The sequence below is a fragment of the Alkaliphilus oremlandii OhILAs genome, assembly GCF_000018325.1.
Taxonomy (GTDB): Bacteria; Bacillota; Clostridia; order Peptostreptococcales; family Natronincolaceae; genus Alkaliphilus_B; species Alkaliphilus_B oremlandii.
In genome coordinates this window covers 1431710-1447998 of sequence record NC_009922.1, presented here as the reverse complement: position 1 = coordinate 1447998, position 16289 = coordinate 1431710, and the positions used below count along the sequence as shown (strand labels likewise).

The 16289-nt window shown below is 35.1% G+C and carries 15 protein-coding genes; 4 read left to right on the top strand and 11 right to left on the bottom strand.

The features are described 5' to 3' along the window. Positions 1-4: 4 nt before the first annotated feature. Positions 5-526, bottom strand: a complete 522-nt coding sequence (locus CLOS_RS06915) for a hypothetical protein (RefSeq protein ID WP_198006341.1) — start codon at positions 524-526, stop codon at positions 5-7. Positions 527-706: 180 nt separating this feature from the next. Here CLOS_RS06915 and CLOS_RS06910 point away from each other — a divergent pair, with 180 nt between their 5' ends. Continuing rightward, complete coding sequence (locus CLOS_RS06910) at positions 707-979, top strand: hypothetical protein (protein ID WP_012159195.1); 273 nt, start codon at positions 707-709, stop codon at positions 977-979. A 29-nt stretch (positions 980-1008) separates the two neighbouring features. On the opposite strand, the gene pglX is transcribed toward CLOS_RS06910, so the two are convergent. Next, entirely contained in the window at positions 1009-4029 is a 3021-nt protein-coding gene (pglX, locus tag CLOS_RS06905; protein ID WP_012159194.1) for a BREX-1 system adenine-specific DNA-methyltransferase PglX, read from the bottom strand. Positions 4030-4204: 175 nt separating this feature from the next. Here pglX and CLOS_RS06900 point away from each other — a divergent pair, with 175 nt between their 5' ends. The 3 genes from CLOS_RS06900 to CLOS_RS06890 all read left to right on the top strand — a co-directional run bounded on the left by CLOS_RS06900 (position 4205) and on the right by CLOS_RS06890 (position 8260). Next, on the top strand, positions 4205-5875 hold the full coding sequence (locus tag CLOS_RS06900) for a sensor histidine kinase (protein WP_012159193.1): 1671 nt from the start codon (positions 4205-4207) through the stop codon (positions 5873-5875). A 2-nt stretch (positions 5876-5877) separates the two neighbouring features. Then, a complete protein-coding gene (locus CLOS_RS06895) occupies positions 5878-6618 on the top strand; it encodes a LytR/AlgR family response regulator transcription factor (protein ID WP_012159192.1) in 741 nt (246 codons plus the stop codon). Between the two features lie 142 nt (positions 6619-6760). Then, positions 6761-8260: a carbon starvation CstA family protein gene (locus CLOS_RS06890; protein WP_012159191.1), complete on the top strand. Its 1500-nt coding sequence runs from the start codon at positions 6761-6763 to the stop codon at positions 8258-8260. Between the two features lie 128 nt (positions 8261-8388). Here CLOS_RS06890 and CLOS_RS06885 read toward each other — a convergent pair whose 3' ends face one another. The 9 genes from CLOS_RS06885 to CLOS_RS06845 form a co-directional block, all read right to left on the bottom strand. Beyond that, positions 8389-8649 carry a hypothetical protein gene (locus tag CLOS_RS06885; RefSeq protein ID WP_012159190.1) on the bottom strand — a complete coding sequence of 87 codons (261 nt, stop codon included), beginning with the start codon at positions 8647-8649 and terminating at the stop codon, positions 8389-8391. 19 nt (positions 8650-8668) lie between these two features. Next, on the bottom strand, positions 8669-9064 hold the full coding sequence (mscL, locus tag CLOS_RS06880) for a large-conductance mechanosensitive channel protein MscL (RefSeq protein WP_012159189.1): 396 nt from the start codon (positions 9062-9064) through the stop codon (positions 8669-8671). A 51-nt stretch (positions 9065-9115) separates the two neighbouring features. After that, positions 9116-9757: a lactate utilization protein gene (locus CLOS_RS06875; RefSeq protein ID WP_012159188.1), complete on the bottom strand. Its 642-nt coding sequence runs from the start codon at positions 9755-9757 to the stop codon at positions 9116-9118. A gap of 385 nt (positions 9758-10142) precedes the next feature. After that, on the bottom strand, positions 10143-11417 hold the full coding sequence (gene hemL / locus CLOS_RS06870; protein WP_012159187.1) for a glutamate-1-semialdehyde 2,1-aminomutase: 1275 nt from the start codon (positions 11415-11417) through the stop codon (positions 10143-10145). Beyond that, on the bottom strand, positions 11417-12397 hold the full coding sequence (gene hemB, locus CLOS_RS06865) for a porphobilinogen synthase (RefSeq protein ID WP_012159186.1): 981 nt from the start codon (positions 12395-12397) through the stop codon (positions 11417-11419). Before hemB ends, hemL begins: the two co-directional genes overlap by 1 nt. Beyond that, on the bottom strand, positions 12387-13868 hold the full coding sequence (gene cobA / locus CLOS_RS06860; RefSeq protein WP_041719083.1) for a uroporphyrinogen-III C-methyltransferase: 1482 nt from the start codon (positions 13866-13868) through the stop codon (positions 12387-12389). Before cobA ends, hemB begins: the two co-directional genes overlap by 11 nt. Further along, entirely contained in the window at positions 13855-14745 is an 891-nt protein-coding gene (gene hemC / locus CLOS_RS06855; protein WP_012159184.1) for a hydroxymethylbilane synthase, read from the bottom strand. Before hemC ends, cobA begins: the two co-directional genes overlap by 14 nt. Next, a complete protein-coding gene (gene cobK / locus CLOS_RS06850) occupies positions 14742-15977 on the bottom strand; it encodes a precorrin-6A reductase (protein WP_049753805.1) in 1236 nt (411 codons plus the stop codon). Before cobK ends, hemC begins: the two co-directional genes overlap by 4 nt. Further along, complete coding sequence (locus CLOS_RS06845) at positions 15974-16288, bottom strand: SAM-dependent methyltransferase (RefSeq protein ID WP_012159182.1); 315 nt, start codon at positions 16286-16288, stop codon at positions 15974-15976. The genes cobK and CLOS_RS06845 overlap by 4 nt, the downstream gene beginning before the upstream one ends. Position 16289: the final 1 nt, after the last annotated feature.

The window sequence follows — 16289 nt, the reverse complement described above, 5'->3', positions numbered from 1 at the left end:
CCTGTTAGTCTCCTACTACAGGTTCTCCTTCTGTGTTTATATTAAAATAATCGATGATTTTTTTAATATCGCTATTTTTAGAGGTAAAGTAATATCCTTCTATGTAAATGAACTTTTCTTTAATCAACCCATAGATCGCCTCATGATTTGATGGGTAGAAATTGATGGTGGCAAGTACATTTTCCTCCGAAGAGTATTGGTGATCTGTATCTGCCTTAAATTCATAAATATTTTCTACAATTTGATTGATTTTCTTTCCTTCCATAACCTTTCCTATAATTTGGCCATTGATATCTTTGACTTCTATCATATTACTGGATTCTAATATGTTTTTTAGTTCCACCAGCGTAAGTTCGTCCCTATTTTTCTCGTTTTTGTTCAGAAGAGATCCAGTTAAATTTGTATTATCATCCATAATAGAATTTTCCGGTTCTCTCCCTGAAGTACATCCTGCAAATATGAATGGAATACTGGCTAGGATTATCAAAATACATAGTGCCTTCTTCAATGTCTTCACCTTCTTCATTAGATTTAAAAATTCAACGCTATATTTGTTTAGTATGTCTAAGATTTATAAAAATATAATTCAATTCCTAGATTTTATAAAGATTTCATACTGCATCTCTGCGAAATTGTACGCACAACTGATCATAAGTAACATAGAATAATACCAATCGGAGTATCTCATATTTAAAGGAGAATGTAAATGGACCCATTTATTAACCCAGAATTAGTTCAGTTGTTATCTACCGATATATTCAAAAAAATGTTAAACAACGATCTTTTTCAAATTGCCCAATTTAACCTATTGATTACATTACTTATTAAAGCTGGTATTCCCTTTGATATTAGATTTTCACCGGAAACCCGTAGGAATTCAGCTTCTGCATCTATATCTATCATCATCAATCCAACAACAACCTTAGAATTCGTGATTAATTTTGAATCTGGGCAAAGTATATTTGATATCAATCGCTAGTATATGATTTATGTATCTTGAAAGTCGTCTCAATTTTTATTATATCGGTGTCCATAAATCAAGTATAGGGCTTCGGGATCATTTTCATCCTCTACCACTAAATATATGGGTTTATTTTGATAAATTCGTACATGTTCTTGAACAAATTGTTTTGAAAAATATCTTTGGATGATTTCAATGGCTGGCTCCGAACTCATTGGTTCTAGTATACTGGCAATGTAAGTTAAATTGTATGCTAAAGATTCTATCCCGAAAACTGTTTGAAGAAAATCAATAAATTTATCTACAATATAGAGTTGGCAGGAACTATTATTTAAACATAATTTCTCCGTAATGATTATAGAGGATTTCACCCATCCTTTTTTCGTATAGATGTACCATATACCATCTTTCTTCTTAAATTTCTGCTCAAAATTTCCTCCCCCATATATTAGCCCCTCTTCATCTAAAGAATATCGTCCCAATATACAACCTATAGCATAAGAAATAAAAGATTGGACATCTCGCTCTTTATTTGCTTTTCTTATGGTTATTTCATTCTCATTAACCTCTGGAGCAAGCTCCCCTTCTATGCCATAAATCCTAATAAAGAGACGATTTAACCTTTCTTCGTTGCGTTTCATCTGATAAAATTGATCATATGTCCACTCTTCCCACATCCTATAAGCTTCTTTGATATTTTTACAGCTTCCTGCAAAGCTTATAAACGGATGCTTTTTAAAATCCCAAGAGATTTCATAGGCGTCCCAATCCATCTTAGACATCTTTATATTTTCTATAACGATTTGTTCAATTTTTTCTACGATCGTTTTCTCTAATACATCGACAATGGGAATGCTCTTTATATCACCCACCTGTGTATTTAGACTAGGATTTATAAATGCCATTAAGTGTTTTGAAACTTTACACCCCAACAACCCTAAAATATAATATAATTTTTCATCTTCCATAAATATCATGGATCCAGCTACATCAAAAATAAATCCTTCTGGCGAAAACCTTGGGGCAATATCCCGACCAATAAAAGTATAGGTAATACCTTTTCTAAAATAAAAGCTTTCATTCTTTATGGTTCTGCTATAATTCCCATACAACCTCTTTGCATATTCTTTTATTTCATATCCATTATGTTGCCAATTGACAACAAATATATTATTTCCGTACCACTTTCTTTTTCCCCCACCTTTATTATAAGGGAACCATATGGACTCTTTATCCTTTCCCTGTTTCTCTGGAAAGTAAATTTCTTCTGCATTCACTTCATACCAATATCTTACAAATCTATGATTATCAGAAGTTGCCATCCCCTGTCTAGGCTTACTAATATCTCCCAAGGTATTTGCCCCTTTAAATACTTCCATGGTTTTTTCTCCAATCCAAAAAGCTAGCTTGTTTCCAGTAATGTTGTGAAACATCCTTTGATCCACAGCGTATTGTTCTTTATCGAAATTCCGAATTTTATTCTGTACAGTTTTTGTATCTTTACTATCTTCACTATTCAACTTAATAAAAATCGTTTTTGAATCGGCCTTGCACTTTTTAATAACAAAAGTGCTGATGGCTACAGAGGCATCCTTGAATCCCTCATCCCCTAGTTGAATTAGACTTACTAATTGATAATGATCCAGAATATATTTTCTTAAATTTTCATAGGAGGAAATAAATTGCCATACATTTGGCGTCATAAATCCAGCGATTCCATTATTCCTAGTATACCTCATATTTTTTACCATAAACACAGAAAATAAATCGTATTTGTAATCCTTATAATGCGCTTCAATAAATTGTTTTAAGATGCAATTCAAGCGTCTTAGTCCACTGTAAGGCGGATTGGTAATTACTACATCATATTCCTGCGTCATAATTCTTCCTTGGTGAATTAAAAAATAAAGCTTGTCTATAATAGGTTTTATTTCCTCCCAGCGCTCTAAAGAATCATAATCTATAGGATTGATATTTAATAATGCACCATATTCCTTTGCATTTTGAAAAGTATTGATTAAATACAGTACATCTTCTTTACAAGCTGCACCTTTAGCATCTTTAATATTGATTGTTTCTATATACGCTATGACTTCATCGAAAATCTCATCACTTTCTTTAATCGCGATTAAGTTGAATTTAGGATGAGCCTCCAATATACCAACACTTTTTTTCATCGCTTTCATTAAAAGTGCAAACATAGCCAATTTGCTGACTCTATCGTCAATGTCCAATCCGTAGAGATTCTTTTCTAGTATCAGTAGCGGTATTTCTTCCTCTTTATAATTACAGCTTCGGTAAATATCATATAAAACATCGAAAGCGTAGGATAGAATATGACCACTGCCCATGGCAGGATCTAGTATTTTTATCTGCTCCGGGTTTATACCTTTTGTTTGCAGCAAATTAGAGTCTGTACCGTTCCAATACGTCTTATTTTCTTGAATTAAATACTTCCAATTTGTAGCTACTGTTTTGTTGCCATTGTGCTCAAGCCATAACTTCCCCAAGGTGTTTTCTACCATATACTGAACAATCCATTTGGGGGTAAAAATTTGAGTCGCAGTAGGAATATGTATTTTCGTCAACTTCTCTTTCTTGAGACTTGAGAAAATTTTATTTTTTTTATCTGAAAAATAATATTGATAAAGCCACCCTATGATTTCTATGCCATACCCTTTCTTTGAATCGTCTTCATGAAAATCCATTTTCCAATAAGATTCTTCTATCCCTTCTACCAAATATGAAATGATAGAGTGCTTGCCAAACATGTTGGATGGCAATAAATCATAGACATGTTCTTCTGTTCTATTGAATATATACGGCATCTTTGTTTCTAAATAAGTGCATATATCTATAAAGTCAACTACATTAAAATCTTGATTGAGATGCCACCCGATAAAATGATTTACTTCCATAAATCTAATGGAGATCAATCGGATAAATAAGTTGTATCCTATATCTTCTATTATAGATGGGTCCTCATCTCCCGTTATCTTCTCCATCACACCGTGCGTTAACTGATTTTTCAAATGTAAAGCAAAGCTTTTCAGTATGGCTTTTTCCATTTCTATCTCCTTGAAGATTTATTTTATTTGTACTGTGATTCATATATTATTCTACAATCTTAAATTAAATCCTTTCTATAATACAAACAAACTCTGCCATCTATTTTTACTTTGATTGATTCCCCCCTTATTTCTATGATAGAATTAGTCTTATAAAAATACAGGGGGTGTATCTATGGAAATATTTAAAATTCCCATAACTCTTTTAAATAGCATCTCTTTAATGTTTCTGATCACCTTTTTGTTATCAAAGACAAATTCCTTTAAAAATTTAATCTTAAACAAAAAGAATTCTTTTAAAAATAAAATTTTTTTAGCCATCATCTTTAGTACCTTTGGAATTTTAGGTACCTATTATGGCTTTCCTATAGAGGGTGCTATTGCTAATTCTAGAGTTATTGGCGTTGTTGTTGGTGGACTTTTGGCTGGTCCCTTTGTAGGGATTAGTGCTGGTGTCGTTGCCGGTGTTCACAGATGGGTCATTGATATCGGTGGTTTTACTTCTGTTGCCTGTATGATATCCACCGTCGTTGGTGGTATATTAGGGAGCATCGCCTATCGATACAAGGACAAAGTGAATAAAAATTGGATTCTAGGTTTTAGTGTCACAATGGTTGCGGAAATCCTTCAGATGTTAATCGTAATTATAGTTGCTAAGCCATATCCGGTTGCAGTAAATGTGGTAAAAAAAATTATTATGCCTATGACTTTGATGAATTCCATCGGTGTGGCTTTGTTTATCTTACTTCTTGAAAGTATTTTTAAAGAACAAGAAAGAGAAGCTGCTATTCAATCGGAGTTAGCCTTAAAAATAGCAGATAAAACATTACCCATCTTAAGAAACGGATTTAACCAAGAAACGGCTTCTGCTACTTGTGATATCATCTATTCCATAGCGAAGGTTGATGCAGTAGCCATTACCAATAAAAGTGAGATTATTGCCCACGTCGGTGTCGGATCAGATCATCATCTACCGGGTGAAACCATTAAAACAGTAGCAACTAAGACGGCACTCAAACTCAAAAGATCCGTTATTGTGGAAAATAAAGAAGAAATAGGGTGTCAAAATAAAAATTGTAAGCTTAAATCCACCATCGTCGTTCCGTTATTTAAAAAAGATCAAGTCATCGGTGTGTTGAAGATTTACAAAGCTACAAAAAATGGAATTTCAAGCGTCGATGTGCAATTAGCAGAAGACCTTGCTAAACTCTTTTCCACTCAAATTGAATTGGCTGAGATCGATTATAATGCAAAACTACTATCCATCGCTGAATTAAAAGCTCTACAGGCTCAGATCAATCCGCATTTTTTATTTAATAGCATCAATACCATCGTTTCTTTATGTAGAATCGATCCAGAACTAGCTCGAAAGCTTTTGATAAATTTAGGAAACTTTCTACGAGAAAGCTTTAAGGAAAACGAATACATCGTAGATATTAGTAACGAAATAAAACACGTTGAAGCTTATCTCGAAATTGAAAAGGCTAGATTCGGAAAAAAATTGAATGTGGTGTATGATATCAATTGCGATAACTTTAAAATTCCCCATCTAGTATTGCAGCCATTAGTAGAAAATGCTGTGAAACATGGAATCTATCCTAAAAAAGATGGCGGAACAATATATGTGATGATACACGAAGACTTGGAGCATTATATCATTCATATTGAAGATAACGGCATTGGCTTTGATAGCGGTGCCCATAAACCTACCCATCACGGAATTGGTATTAAAAATGTAGATAAAAGGCTTCAATCTATATATGGAAAAGACTACGGACTAAAAATTCAAAGTACCATTGATATTGGAACGAAAATTTTAATTAATATTCCAAAAGGGGTGTATTAATATTGAAAATAACAGCAGTCATAATAGATGATGAATATTTATCGATTGAGGAATTGTCCTTTCTGCTCTCTAAAATTCACTTTATAGAAATTGTAGGTAAAGCTGAGTGTGGATTAGATGGACTGGATCTCATCAGAAATCTTAAGCCAGATTTAGCTTTTGTAGATGTAAAAATGCCAGATATCTCTGGCATTCAACTAGTTAAAAAGATTAATGAATTGGATATTCATTGCAAAATTATCTTTACTACGGCTTATGATAAGTATGCTATTGAGGCCTTTAATGTAGATGCTATTGATTATATATTGAAGCCTTACGAAGAGAAAAGAGTGATCAAGTCTCTTTTAAAAGCAAGAGAGATTATTGAAAATACTGCGAAACAACATACTGAGCTTCCACCAGTTAACATTGCTTTTAACAAATTGTCCGCATTAAAAGATGATCGATTAATCCTAATCGATACCAAAGATATCTTACTGATATATACAGAGGATAGAAATATCTTTATTAAAACAAAAAAAGAGATATTTTCCTCCAGCTATTCCATGCAGGAGCTAGAAGAACGACTGAGCAAAGATGGTTTTTTTCGAACTCATAGAAGTTACTTAGTTAATCTGAATAAAATAAAAGAGGTTTCTCCTTGGTTTAATGGTTCCTACATTGCTGTTTTAGATGGAATTAATGATGAAATACCCATCAGTAGGAATCACGTTAAGGAATTTAAAAGAATATTGGGAATTTAACAACAATTAATTTTTCTTTCGTATAATAAAACAGGTCTTTTAGATCTGTTTTTTGTTGTTTCGTCTACTTTTTACTTTATAAACATAAAATATATATATAATGATAGCGTATAAAATAACAAATTTAAAGGAGGAAAAAAGCATGACTACCTTTCTTATTGGTGTAGTAATACTTATTTTTGGTGGACTTATTTATGGAAGTTATTGCGAAAAGGTTTTCGGCCCTGACGAAAGACCTACCCCTGCCGTTGCTAAGGCAGACGGTGTGGATTTTGTAGGAATGAAAAAATGGAAAAACAGCCTAGTAGAATTATTAAATATCGCAGGTACTGGGCCGATTTTAGGACCAATTCAAGGAATTTTATTTGGACCTATCGCATTTTTGATCATACCGATCGGATGTGTACTTGCCGGTGCTATGCATGACTACTTCTCTGGAATGATTTCTATGAGAGAAGGCGGCGCACAAATGCCTAAAATGATTAATAAATATCTAGGAAGTAACGTAAAGAAGATTTACAATATTGCAATCTGGGTATTAATGCTGTTGGTTGGTGTTGTTTTTGTCTACACGCCTGGAGACTTAATCGTTAAAGACATTTTAGGTTTAGATAACGCCTTCACAAATCCAACGGTTTGGATGGTATACGGTGCAATATTCCTGTATTATGTTATTGCAACATTGTTCCCAATCGATGCAATTATTGGTAAGGTTTATCCAATTTTTGGAGCAATACTTATATTTTCAGCAATCGGTGTTTTTGGTGGATTACTTTTAGATGGTGGCGCAAGTCTTTCAAATATATCTTTATCTAAAGGTTTGTTTTCTCAGCACCCTAGTAAACTTCCATTCATTCCTGTGTTTTTTATTACGGTTGCCTGTGGTATTATGTCCGGCTTCCATGCCAGCCAGGCTACTTTGATTTCTAGAACTGTTAAGTCAGAAAAAGAAGGAAAAACTACATTCTTTAATATGATGCTCGTAGAAGGTTTTATTGCTATGGTATGGGCAGCAGGAGCTATGGCACTATTTAACAGAGGAACACCGATGGATACTAATGCAACTTTAATGATCGGTGCAATTTCAAGAGAGTTTCTAGGAAGCATTGGTTCAATATTTACCATTATTGGAGTTATTGTACTTCCAATAACATCAGGGGATACTGCTTTTAGATCCTTAAGGCTGATGGTTGCTGAGCAATTTGATATTGACCAATCCAATCCAAAGAAAAGAGTTGCAATCACACTAGCTATATTTGTACCAGCAATTATAATTTTAGTATATGCTAAAATTAATCCAGCTGGATTCAATATCCTTTGGAGATACTTTGCATATACAAATCAAACCGTGGCAATTTTTGCTCTAGCAATGATCGCTGTCTATTTAAAAATTCATAACAAAAATTATTTAGTTGGATTACTGCCTGGAATGTTCTATACATTCATTACATTCTCTTACATCTTCCACGCGCCTATTGGCTTTGGTTTAGAAGCAAGAATTGGTACGATGTTTGGCGTAGACCCAGCAAGTTATACAATTTCCTATGCATTAGCTGCCATCGTTACAGTGGTGTATGCTTATGCAACCATTAAGAGAGCTTCTAATAAAGGAAATGAAATCCTACAAGAGGTTTTAGCATAAACTACTTCATAATTTTAATCTCTTGTAATCTATAAAAGAATGGACTAGCGTCTCATGAGACGCTAGTCCATTCTTTCCTTTAATTTGTGATTCTAGGCTTCTTCGTATCGATTATTTCATCAATAAAGTTATATTAAATCCTTAATTCTTTGCTGAATATATTTTACATCATAAAAATCAAAATCTTTTTTTCCATTGATGATGATCGCTTCATCGTCAATCCTATTTTTTATTGTAAAAAACTTTTTCTGTGCCTCTTCATTTACATCATCCTCGTAGCTATCATAGATTTCATACTTCCACTGTCTTCCTACTTTATATATAATAAAGTTTAAATTACCTTCTTGTAAATCTTCCTGTATTTCTTCTGCTAGTTCCTGTAGCTTCATTTCTATCCTCCTAAGACATCTAGTTCGCCTTTTCTTTTAAAATATCTCTAATTTCACTTAATAACATCTCTTCTTTAGAAGGTTTTGGCGCTGATGCGGGTTTTTCTTCTTCTTTTTTCTTGAATTTAGTCAGTACTTTAATAAACATAAATATAGAAAAAGCAATGATTAGAAAGTCAAACGTTGTTTGGATAAATTGACCGTATCTCAATACGATCGGTTCGCTTCCTTTTTCAGTCAACACATATTCTAAAGCAGTAAAATTAATACCGCCAACGACCAATCCTAAAATGGGCATAATAATATCATTCACTAAAGATGTTACTATTTTCCCAAATGCACCTCCTATAATCACCCCTACTGCTAAGTCTAAAACATTCCCTTTTAGTGCAAACTTTTTAAATTCCTCTAACATCAGTATACCCTCCTGTATCATTCATCTTTTGTTTTCATGCATTTATTAATTTTAATACCCTAATTCTTTGTTCACAATAATTACATGAATTCTGCCTTTACCACCTTGTCTCTTAATTACTGTATATTCATTGCATATTCGACCTTCCGTTTTACAATCCGTACAGTATCCAATCTTGGTGCAAGGGTTTGTTTTATTTAACCTTACATTATTCGCTGGTGCTGCCATTTCTTTTACACGCAGCATTGCCTGATTTATATCTTTTACAATTTTATTGATGCCAACCACTACAATAACCTTGTCAGGACCAAATAACATCGCTGCGACTCGGTTTCCATTGCCATCTACATTGTAGAGTTCTCCTGCTTCGGTAATAGCATTACTGCTGGTTAAATATACATCTGCCAGAAGACTTTGCTTAAAGATATCTTTTAGTTCAGCAGGTGTTAAACCTTCTTTGTATCGATCTAAAAGCTTATAATTTCCATTTTTCAGGTAGTCTATAGCCCCTATCTCAAAAAGTGTCATTGAACCGCCAATACCTACGGTACTTCCAATTGGCATCAGTTCACTTATCTTTTCTAATGCCTCTTTCTCTGTTTCCACATAGTAAGCATCCATGTTATTTTTCGCTAAACTTTCCATGGTTCTCTGCACTCTTGCTTCCATAATAAACTTAGAATTTTTATCCATTTTTTGCCCCCTATTTCCTATAAAGTTATATTTTTTATGTACGTCTATTATATCATATTACAAAGGAACTACCTATATGTTGAACGATGAAAGTTAAGCAGATTCAGCTAAATTCCTATGGTTTTTTGTGATGATAAGGTGGTGTTTAAAACAAAAAATTCAACAAAGAATGTTGAATTTTAAGTACAAAAGTAGATGCACACGGATCAAGGTATGAATTTTCAACGTTTTGTATCTTTTCCAGCTTGAAGTATTCGTTTTAAGATATGCCCCGTCTCCACAACACTGCTTAAGAGATAAAGCTATGATTGAATTATTACAAGGCTTTATCTTTCATGCTTATACCATGTGTATACTCGTTTGAGTCAATATTATGATAATGTCTTCATTTTTTTCTCATCTCATTTAAAGATTCTTCTATAGCACTTAATGTTTTTTCTATATCTTCATCCGTATGTGCATTTGAAATAAACATTGCTTCAAATTGGGCTGGTGCAATATAAATTCCTTTATTTAGTAAGTGGTTAAATAGCCTCGAATATTCTCCTGTATCACTTGCCATAGCACTACGAATATCGATTACTTCGTTCTCTGTCATAAACATAGAAATAAGTGATCCAACTGAATTTACAGTGTTCGATGTTATTTTTCTAAGTCCATCCCCTAGCTTCGTACCAAGTCGATTGATGTGCTCATAGATCTGAGGATTTTCTGAAAGTTCAGTAAGCATTGTAATTCCTGCTGCCATTGCTAGAGGATTTCCCGAAAGGGTCCCTGCTTGATAAACAGGACCAATCGGCGAGATACATTCCATAATTTCACGTCTACCTCCGTAGGCACCTACAGGCATACCACCACCGATGATTTTACCATAGGTTACAAGGTCGGCAGTAACACCAAAATACTCCTGGGCACCTCCTGCTGCCAATCTAAACCCTGTGATTACCTCATCAAAGATGAGTAGTGCTCCATTTTGACTGCAAAGTTGCCGAACCTTTTCTAAAAAGCCATCCTTCGGTAATACAACTCCCATATTAGCTGCTACTGGCTCTAGAATCACTGCAGCAATTTCATTTTTGTTTTGTTCAAATAACAGATTCACACTATCTATATCATTATATTCTGCAACCAAGGTATCTTTTGCTACACCGATGGTAACACCGGCACTGTCTGGAACGCCATTTACCAAGGCTCCAGAGCCTGCTTTCACCAACATGCTATCGCTATGGCCATGGTAGCACCCTGCAAATTTAATGACCTTTTCTCGTTTGGTATACCCTCGAGCTAATCGTAGGGCACTCATAACTGCTTCAGTTCCACTATTAACCATTCGTACCATTTCTACTGAAGGTACCAGTCTTGTTATGAGCTCTGCCATCTCAACTTCAAGCTCTGTAGCCGCTCCAAAGCTAAGACCCTTTATCATCACCTTTGATACCGCCTGTAATATCTTAGGATTCGAATGACCTAAAATCATAGGCCCCCAAGAACCAATGTAATCTATATAGGAATTGCCCTCTACATCCTGAATATAAGCACCGCTAGCAGATTTTATAAATCGCGGACATCCTCCTACAGCGTTAAAAGCTCGGACGGGACTATTTACGCCTCCTGGTATTACCCTTTTAGCTCTTGTCATTAATTCCTGTGATTTTTTCATTATCCAATATCCCCCCTTCTGATTGACTCAGCAAGTTCCTTTGCAAAGTAAGTAATTAAAATATTAGCTCCTGCTCTAAAAACAGATACTGCACTCTCACACATAATTTTATATTCGTCGATAATTCCCATTTTTGCTGCAGCCTTAATCATTGCATATTCTCCACTTACACTATAGGCAGCTGTCGGCAAATTCGAAAGTTGCGATACTTCATGGATGATATCTAAGTAAGATAAAGCTGGTTTTATCATTATTATATCTGCACCCTCATCTATATCAAGTCGTGCTTCCTTCACAGCTTCTCTTCTATTATGATAATCCATTTGATAGGATTTTCTGTCACCAAAGGACGGAGTTGATCCTGCTGCTTCACGGAAAGGCTCGTAGAAGGATGAGGCATATTTTACGGCATAGGACATAATCCCTATGTTAATTAGGTTATGAGCATCTAAATCTTTTCGAATCCTGCCAATTCTTCCGTCCATCATATCTGAAGGTGCTACCATATCAGCGCCAGCCATTGCATGGGATACTGCTATCTTTGAAAGATAATCTAATGTTTTGTCATTATCTACATAATTACTGTCTAAAATTCCACAATGTCCATGGGAAGTATATTCACACATACAAACATCAGTAATAATATATATTTCATCCTTATAGTTTTCCTTCATCTTGCGAATCCCTTGCTGGATGATTCCGTTCTCGTCATAGCCTTGGCTGCCTATAATATCTTTTTCAGCTGGTAATCCAAACAGTAAGAACTTATTGATGCCAGCTTTTAATGCCTTTTCAATTTCTTCTGATACCCGATCAGGACTATAATGAAAGTGACCCTCCAAGGAGGAAATCGGCCTTTTGATATTATTCCCTTCCTGAAGGAAAATAGGTAGTATCAATGAGTTTGTTGAAATTCGAGTTTCTCTTGTTAACGCTCTTATATTCTGGTTCAATCTTAATCTTCGGGGTCTATTCACCATTATAAATCTCCTTAATTTTATCAACTATTCCTGAGATTGTTGCAATATCAGAGATAGTAGTATTCATACCGTACTGTTTCGCCATGCTGGCAGTTTGCTTCCCAATACAAACTGCATTGACTGATGAAAAATCTGCATCCTCACCAAAGGATTCTACAAATCCCTGTACACAGCTTGCACTAGTAAAGGCAACATAATCAAATTTATTCACATCAATTTTGTGGTTTTTTACATAGTTGGTTTCGTATACAGCAACATCTGAAACTTCTACATTGTGGTCTGTTAAAATCCTTACAAGGTCCTCTGATCCAGTTTTTGCTCTAAATACACCCACTTGATCTTTTGAGGTTATTTGTCCACTATTTAATAACTCTGTTGCTAAGTGCTCTGCATCAAAAACGCTAGGGATAAAATCAGCTCGAATCCCATATTTTAAAAGTTCGGCAGCCGTTTCGCTACCAACTACAGCAATTTTTTTATCATGCAAGCATCGACTATCCATTTTCATTGTAAACAATTTGTCAAAAAATGCTTTGACACCCACTGCACTAGTAAAGACAATCCACTGAAGGTGATTCATATTCAGGTCAAAATCAATGGTGCTGGTTCTAATGCAAGGGTACTCAACAGTCTCTGCACCTAACTCCCAAAGCATTTGAGAAAGTTTCCCTATTGTTTGCTTAGGTCTTGTAATTAATATTTTACAGCCCTTTAGCGGTAGATTGGAAAACCAGTCAAACCGATCAGAAAGTGCGCAAACCTCACCAACTATAATAGTAGCAGGGGAAATGACATTATTTTGTTCGATAACTAAAGCAATATTATCAAGCTGGCTAACGAACTTTCTTTGGTTGGGTCTTGTAGCATTTTCAATGACTGCTACTTTTGTGCCCCTTTCCATTCCAGCATTCATCAGTCCATCTGCGATTTCACCAACAGCAGCTACCGACATCATAAATACCAGTGTCCCTTTTAGCTTTACTAGAGAGGCATAATCAATACTTAAGTCTCCTGCTTTTTTAGCGCGCCCTGTAATAATATGTAACGATGAACAAAAATCGCGATGAGTTACAGGAATTCCTGCATAGGTAGCTGCTGATATAGCGGAGGTAATCCCTGGAATTACAACAAAAGGTACCTGATGCTGAGACAAAAGCTCTAATTCTTCTCCACCTCTACCAAATACAAATGGATCGCCACCCTTTAATCGAACCACCAGCTTTCCTTCTAAGGCTTTATTCAGAAGAATATGATTAATTTCTTCCTGAGGAACAGGATGATTGCCAACATTTTTTCCTACATTAATTTTTTCTGCAAAATCTGGAAGAATCGAAAGTATTCTCGGCCCTACCAGGCGATCATATACAACGACTTCCGCCTTTTCTAAAATCTGCTTTGCCTTTACAGTTAGTAGACCATCATCACCAGGTCCTGCGCCAACTAAATAAACAGTCCCTTTAGTCTTTTCCATGAACCTCATCTTCTCCCTTCATTTGTAGAGCTAAGTTGAATCCCATTTCTTCCCCTTGTTTTCTAGCTCCAGTTATGGTTTTTTTATGTACGCTATTACTACTATCAACATACAAACCTGTCAAGGTAAGGTAATTGTCTTTGATCTCGCCGTAAGCTGCCACAGGTGAGCTACATCCTCCATTTAAGGTTCTTACAAAACTTCTTTCTGCCATGGAAATATCCCATGCTTCTTTATCGTGAAAGTCCGATAGAAAAGAAACATCAAATCCCTTTCGAGCTTGAACAACGATGACTCCTTGACAGGCAGCAGGTAAAATTTCAGTAACTTCAAATATTCTACTGATCCGCTCTTCCAGCCCCAGCCGCTTTAGCCCTGCTAGCGCAAGGGTTATTGCTGAAAATTCACCTCTATCCAGTTTTTCAAGTCTGGTCAGTACATTACCTCTTATGGGTTCTACACTACAATGGGGATAAATCTCTTGAAGCTGAATTTTTCTTCTAAAACTAGAGCATCCAATAGGTTTGGAGAAATCTGGTTCTTTTACTGTTTTAGGCAATACTAAAACATCTCTCGGATCTTCTCTTTTTGAAACTGCAACAATCGGCAAATATTCATCGATAGCCATAGGCATGTCCTTAAAGCTGTGCACTGTGATGTCCACCCGATCGTCATATAGTGCTTGATCTAATTCTTTGATAAATAACCCTTTTCCACCTATTTTATCTAAGGTTTGGTCTAGTTTGATGTCTCCAGTTGTTTTCATTGTAACAAGCTCTATTTCAATATTGGGATCGTATTTTCTTATCGCCTCTATTACAATTTCTGACTGTTTTACTGCTAATTTACTCTCGCGACTACCTACTCTAATTTTCAAGGTAGCACCCCCTCTATTTTCTTTTTTGCTTCTTTCACTAATTTATGGGATTTTCCTTCACTTGTTATACCTATTACCATATCTGTCTGAGTTATTACAGCTGGGAAATAAAAGGTACATTCTTCTTTTACGTCAGCTACGCTTACATAGATCCCAAATTTTTTTGCCAGTCTTCCAACAAGCTGATTAACTCTTCTGTCATTTGTTGCAGCGACTACTAGGCTATAGCCCTCAATATCTTTTTCTGCAAATTCCCGTTCGATATACGCTATCTCATTATTTCGAGTCAGTATTTCTATTTCTTTGGTGATGGTGGGAGATACTACAGTGATCTCATATTTAAATTTTAAAAGGGTGAGAATTCTTCTTGTAGCAATTTTACCTCCACCTACTACCAAAGCACTTTTTCCTTTGGAGGATACAAATAAGGGGAAGTATTCTTTTTTTAGTGTTACATTGACCTTTCTTTCATCGAAGCCATACCTTTTTTCAATCAAATCTATGACTTCATTGAGGCAGTACCCAATTTCTTTAGGGGAGCGATCAATCAGCAATATTTTTGTACCTGTTTCTTGTGCTGCAGATAATTTCTCGTCAAAGTCCCCAACCTTTTTAGTGTTTTTTGTTACCAAATAGCTACAATTCAATTGCTTTAGCATAGCAACATTTAAATCATGGGAAAAAGGGCCCTGCATACCGATTAAATGCCTTCCTTTAAATCCTAGTTGATTACACTGCTCTAGAATTTCTGGACTGGGCAGAACTCTTACAAATAATCGATTTCTATAATCAGGAATACTACAATACATTGATAATTTTTTACTTCCAGTGGTTATCAGCACATTTCCTACGGTGTTTTTAAGATATTCTACAGCTGACATGATATCGTGCACTGTATCAATGTCCGAAGATTGATATTCATCTCGTAGCAGCCTGATATACTCTGTTTTAGCTTTATTGCAGGCTGATTGAATATTTTGTGTCACTTTTTTTGCATAGGGGTGCGTGGCATCTATGACTATATTAAAGCCTTTTTGTTGTAGTAAGTCTTCTATTGCAGCCCCATTTAATTGCTCACTATAAATCTGAATGTTTTTTACCTTCCATAGCAGATCTTTAGCATAATCAGTAGGGACACATGCCGATAGCTTCACATCCTTTTGATTTAGATATTCGCATAGTTTTCTCCCCTCATAGGTTCCTGCAAATACAAGTATTTTGTTATTCATCATATCCCTCTATATCCCCTTGGTCCCACAAGCTTATCGTCAATGATGGCAATTTGACTATTCCCAATAATTACAGTAGTAAGCATATCTATGTCTTGATTCTTTAGCTTTTGTAAAGTAGGTACCTTTACAATTTTCTCTCGTTCTGCAATCTCTACAGAAGCTTTACATCTTTGTACGTCCCCCTTCATAGGATTTAAAACACCCTCTCTTTCCCCTAGTAAATATTTTATTAAGTCAATATATAAATTATAAATGAAAATAATACCTCTCTCTAAATAGCTTCCTTGCCCTGATAGTAATATATTTTCCATC

Coding starts and splice junctions, on each gene's coding strand:
- CLOS_RS06915 (WP_198006341.1), bottom strand. CDS start 526: ATGAAGAAGGTGAAGACATTGAAGAAGGCACTATGTATTTTGATAATC.
- CLOS_RS06910 (WP_012159195.1), top strand. CDS start 707: ATGGACCCATTTATTAACCCAGAATTAGTTCAGTTGTTATCTACCGAT.
- pglX (WP_012159194.1), bottom strand. CDS start 4,029: ATGGAAAAAGCCATACTGAAAAGCTTTGCTTTACATTTGAAAAATCAG.
- CLOS_RS06900 (WP_012159193.1), top strand. CDS start 4,205: ATGGAAATATTTAAAATTCCCATAACTCTTTTAAATAGCATCTCTTTA.
- CLOS_RS06890 (WP_012159191.1), top strand. CDS start 6,761: ATGACTACCTTTCTTATTGGTGTAGTAATACTTATTTTTGGTGGACTT.
- CLOS_RS06885 (WP_012159190.1), bottom strand. CDS start 8,649: ATGAAGCTACAGGAACTAGCAGAAGAAATACAGGAAGATTTACAAGAA.
- mscL (WP_012159189.1), bottom strand. CDS start 9,064: ATGTTAGAGGAATTTAAAAAGTTTGCACTAAAAGGGAATGTTTTAGAC.
- CLOS_RS06875 (WP_012159188.1), bottom strand. CDS start 9,757: ATGGATAAAAATTCTAAGTTTATTATGGAAGCAAGAGTGCAGAGAACC.
- hemL (WP_012159187.1), bottom strand. CDS start 11,417: ATGAAAAAATCACAGGAATTAATGACAAGAGCTAAAAGGGTAATACCA.
- hemB (WP_012159186.1), bottom strand. CDS start 12,397: ATGGTGAATAGACCCCGAAGATTAAGATTGAACCAGAATATAAGAGCG.
- cobA (WP_041719083.1), bottom strand. CDS start 13,868: ATGGAAAAGACTAAAGGGACTGTTTATTTAGTTGGCGCAGGACCTGGT.
- cobK (WP_049753805.1), bottom strand. CDS start 15,977: ATGATGAATAACAAAATACTTGTATTTGCAGGAACCTATGAGGGGAGA.
- CLOS_RS06845 (WP_012159182.1), bottom strand. CDS start 16,288: ATGGAAAATATATTACTATCAGGGCAAGGAAGCTATTTAGAGAGAGGT.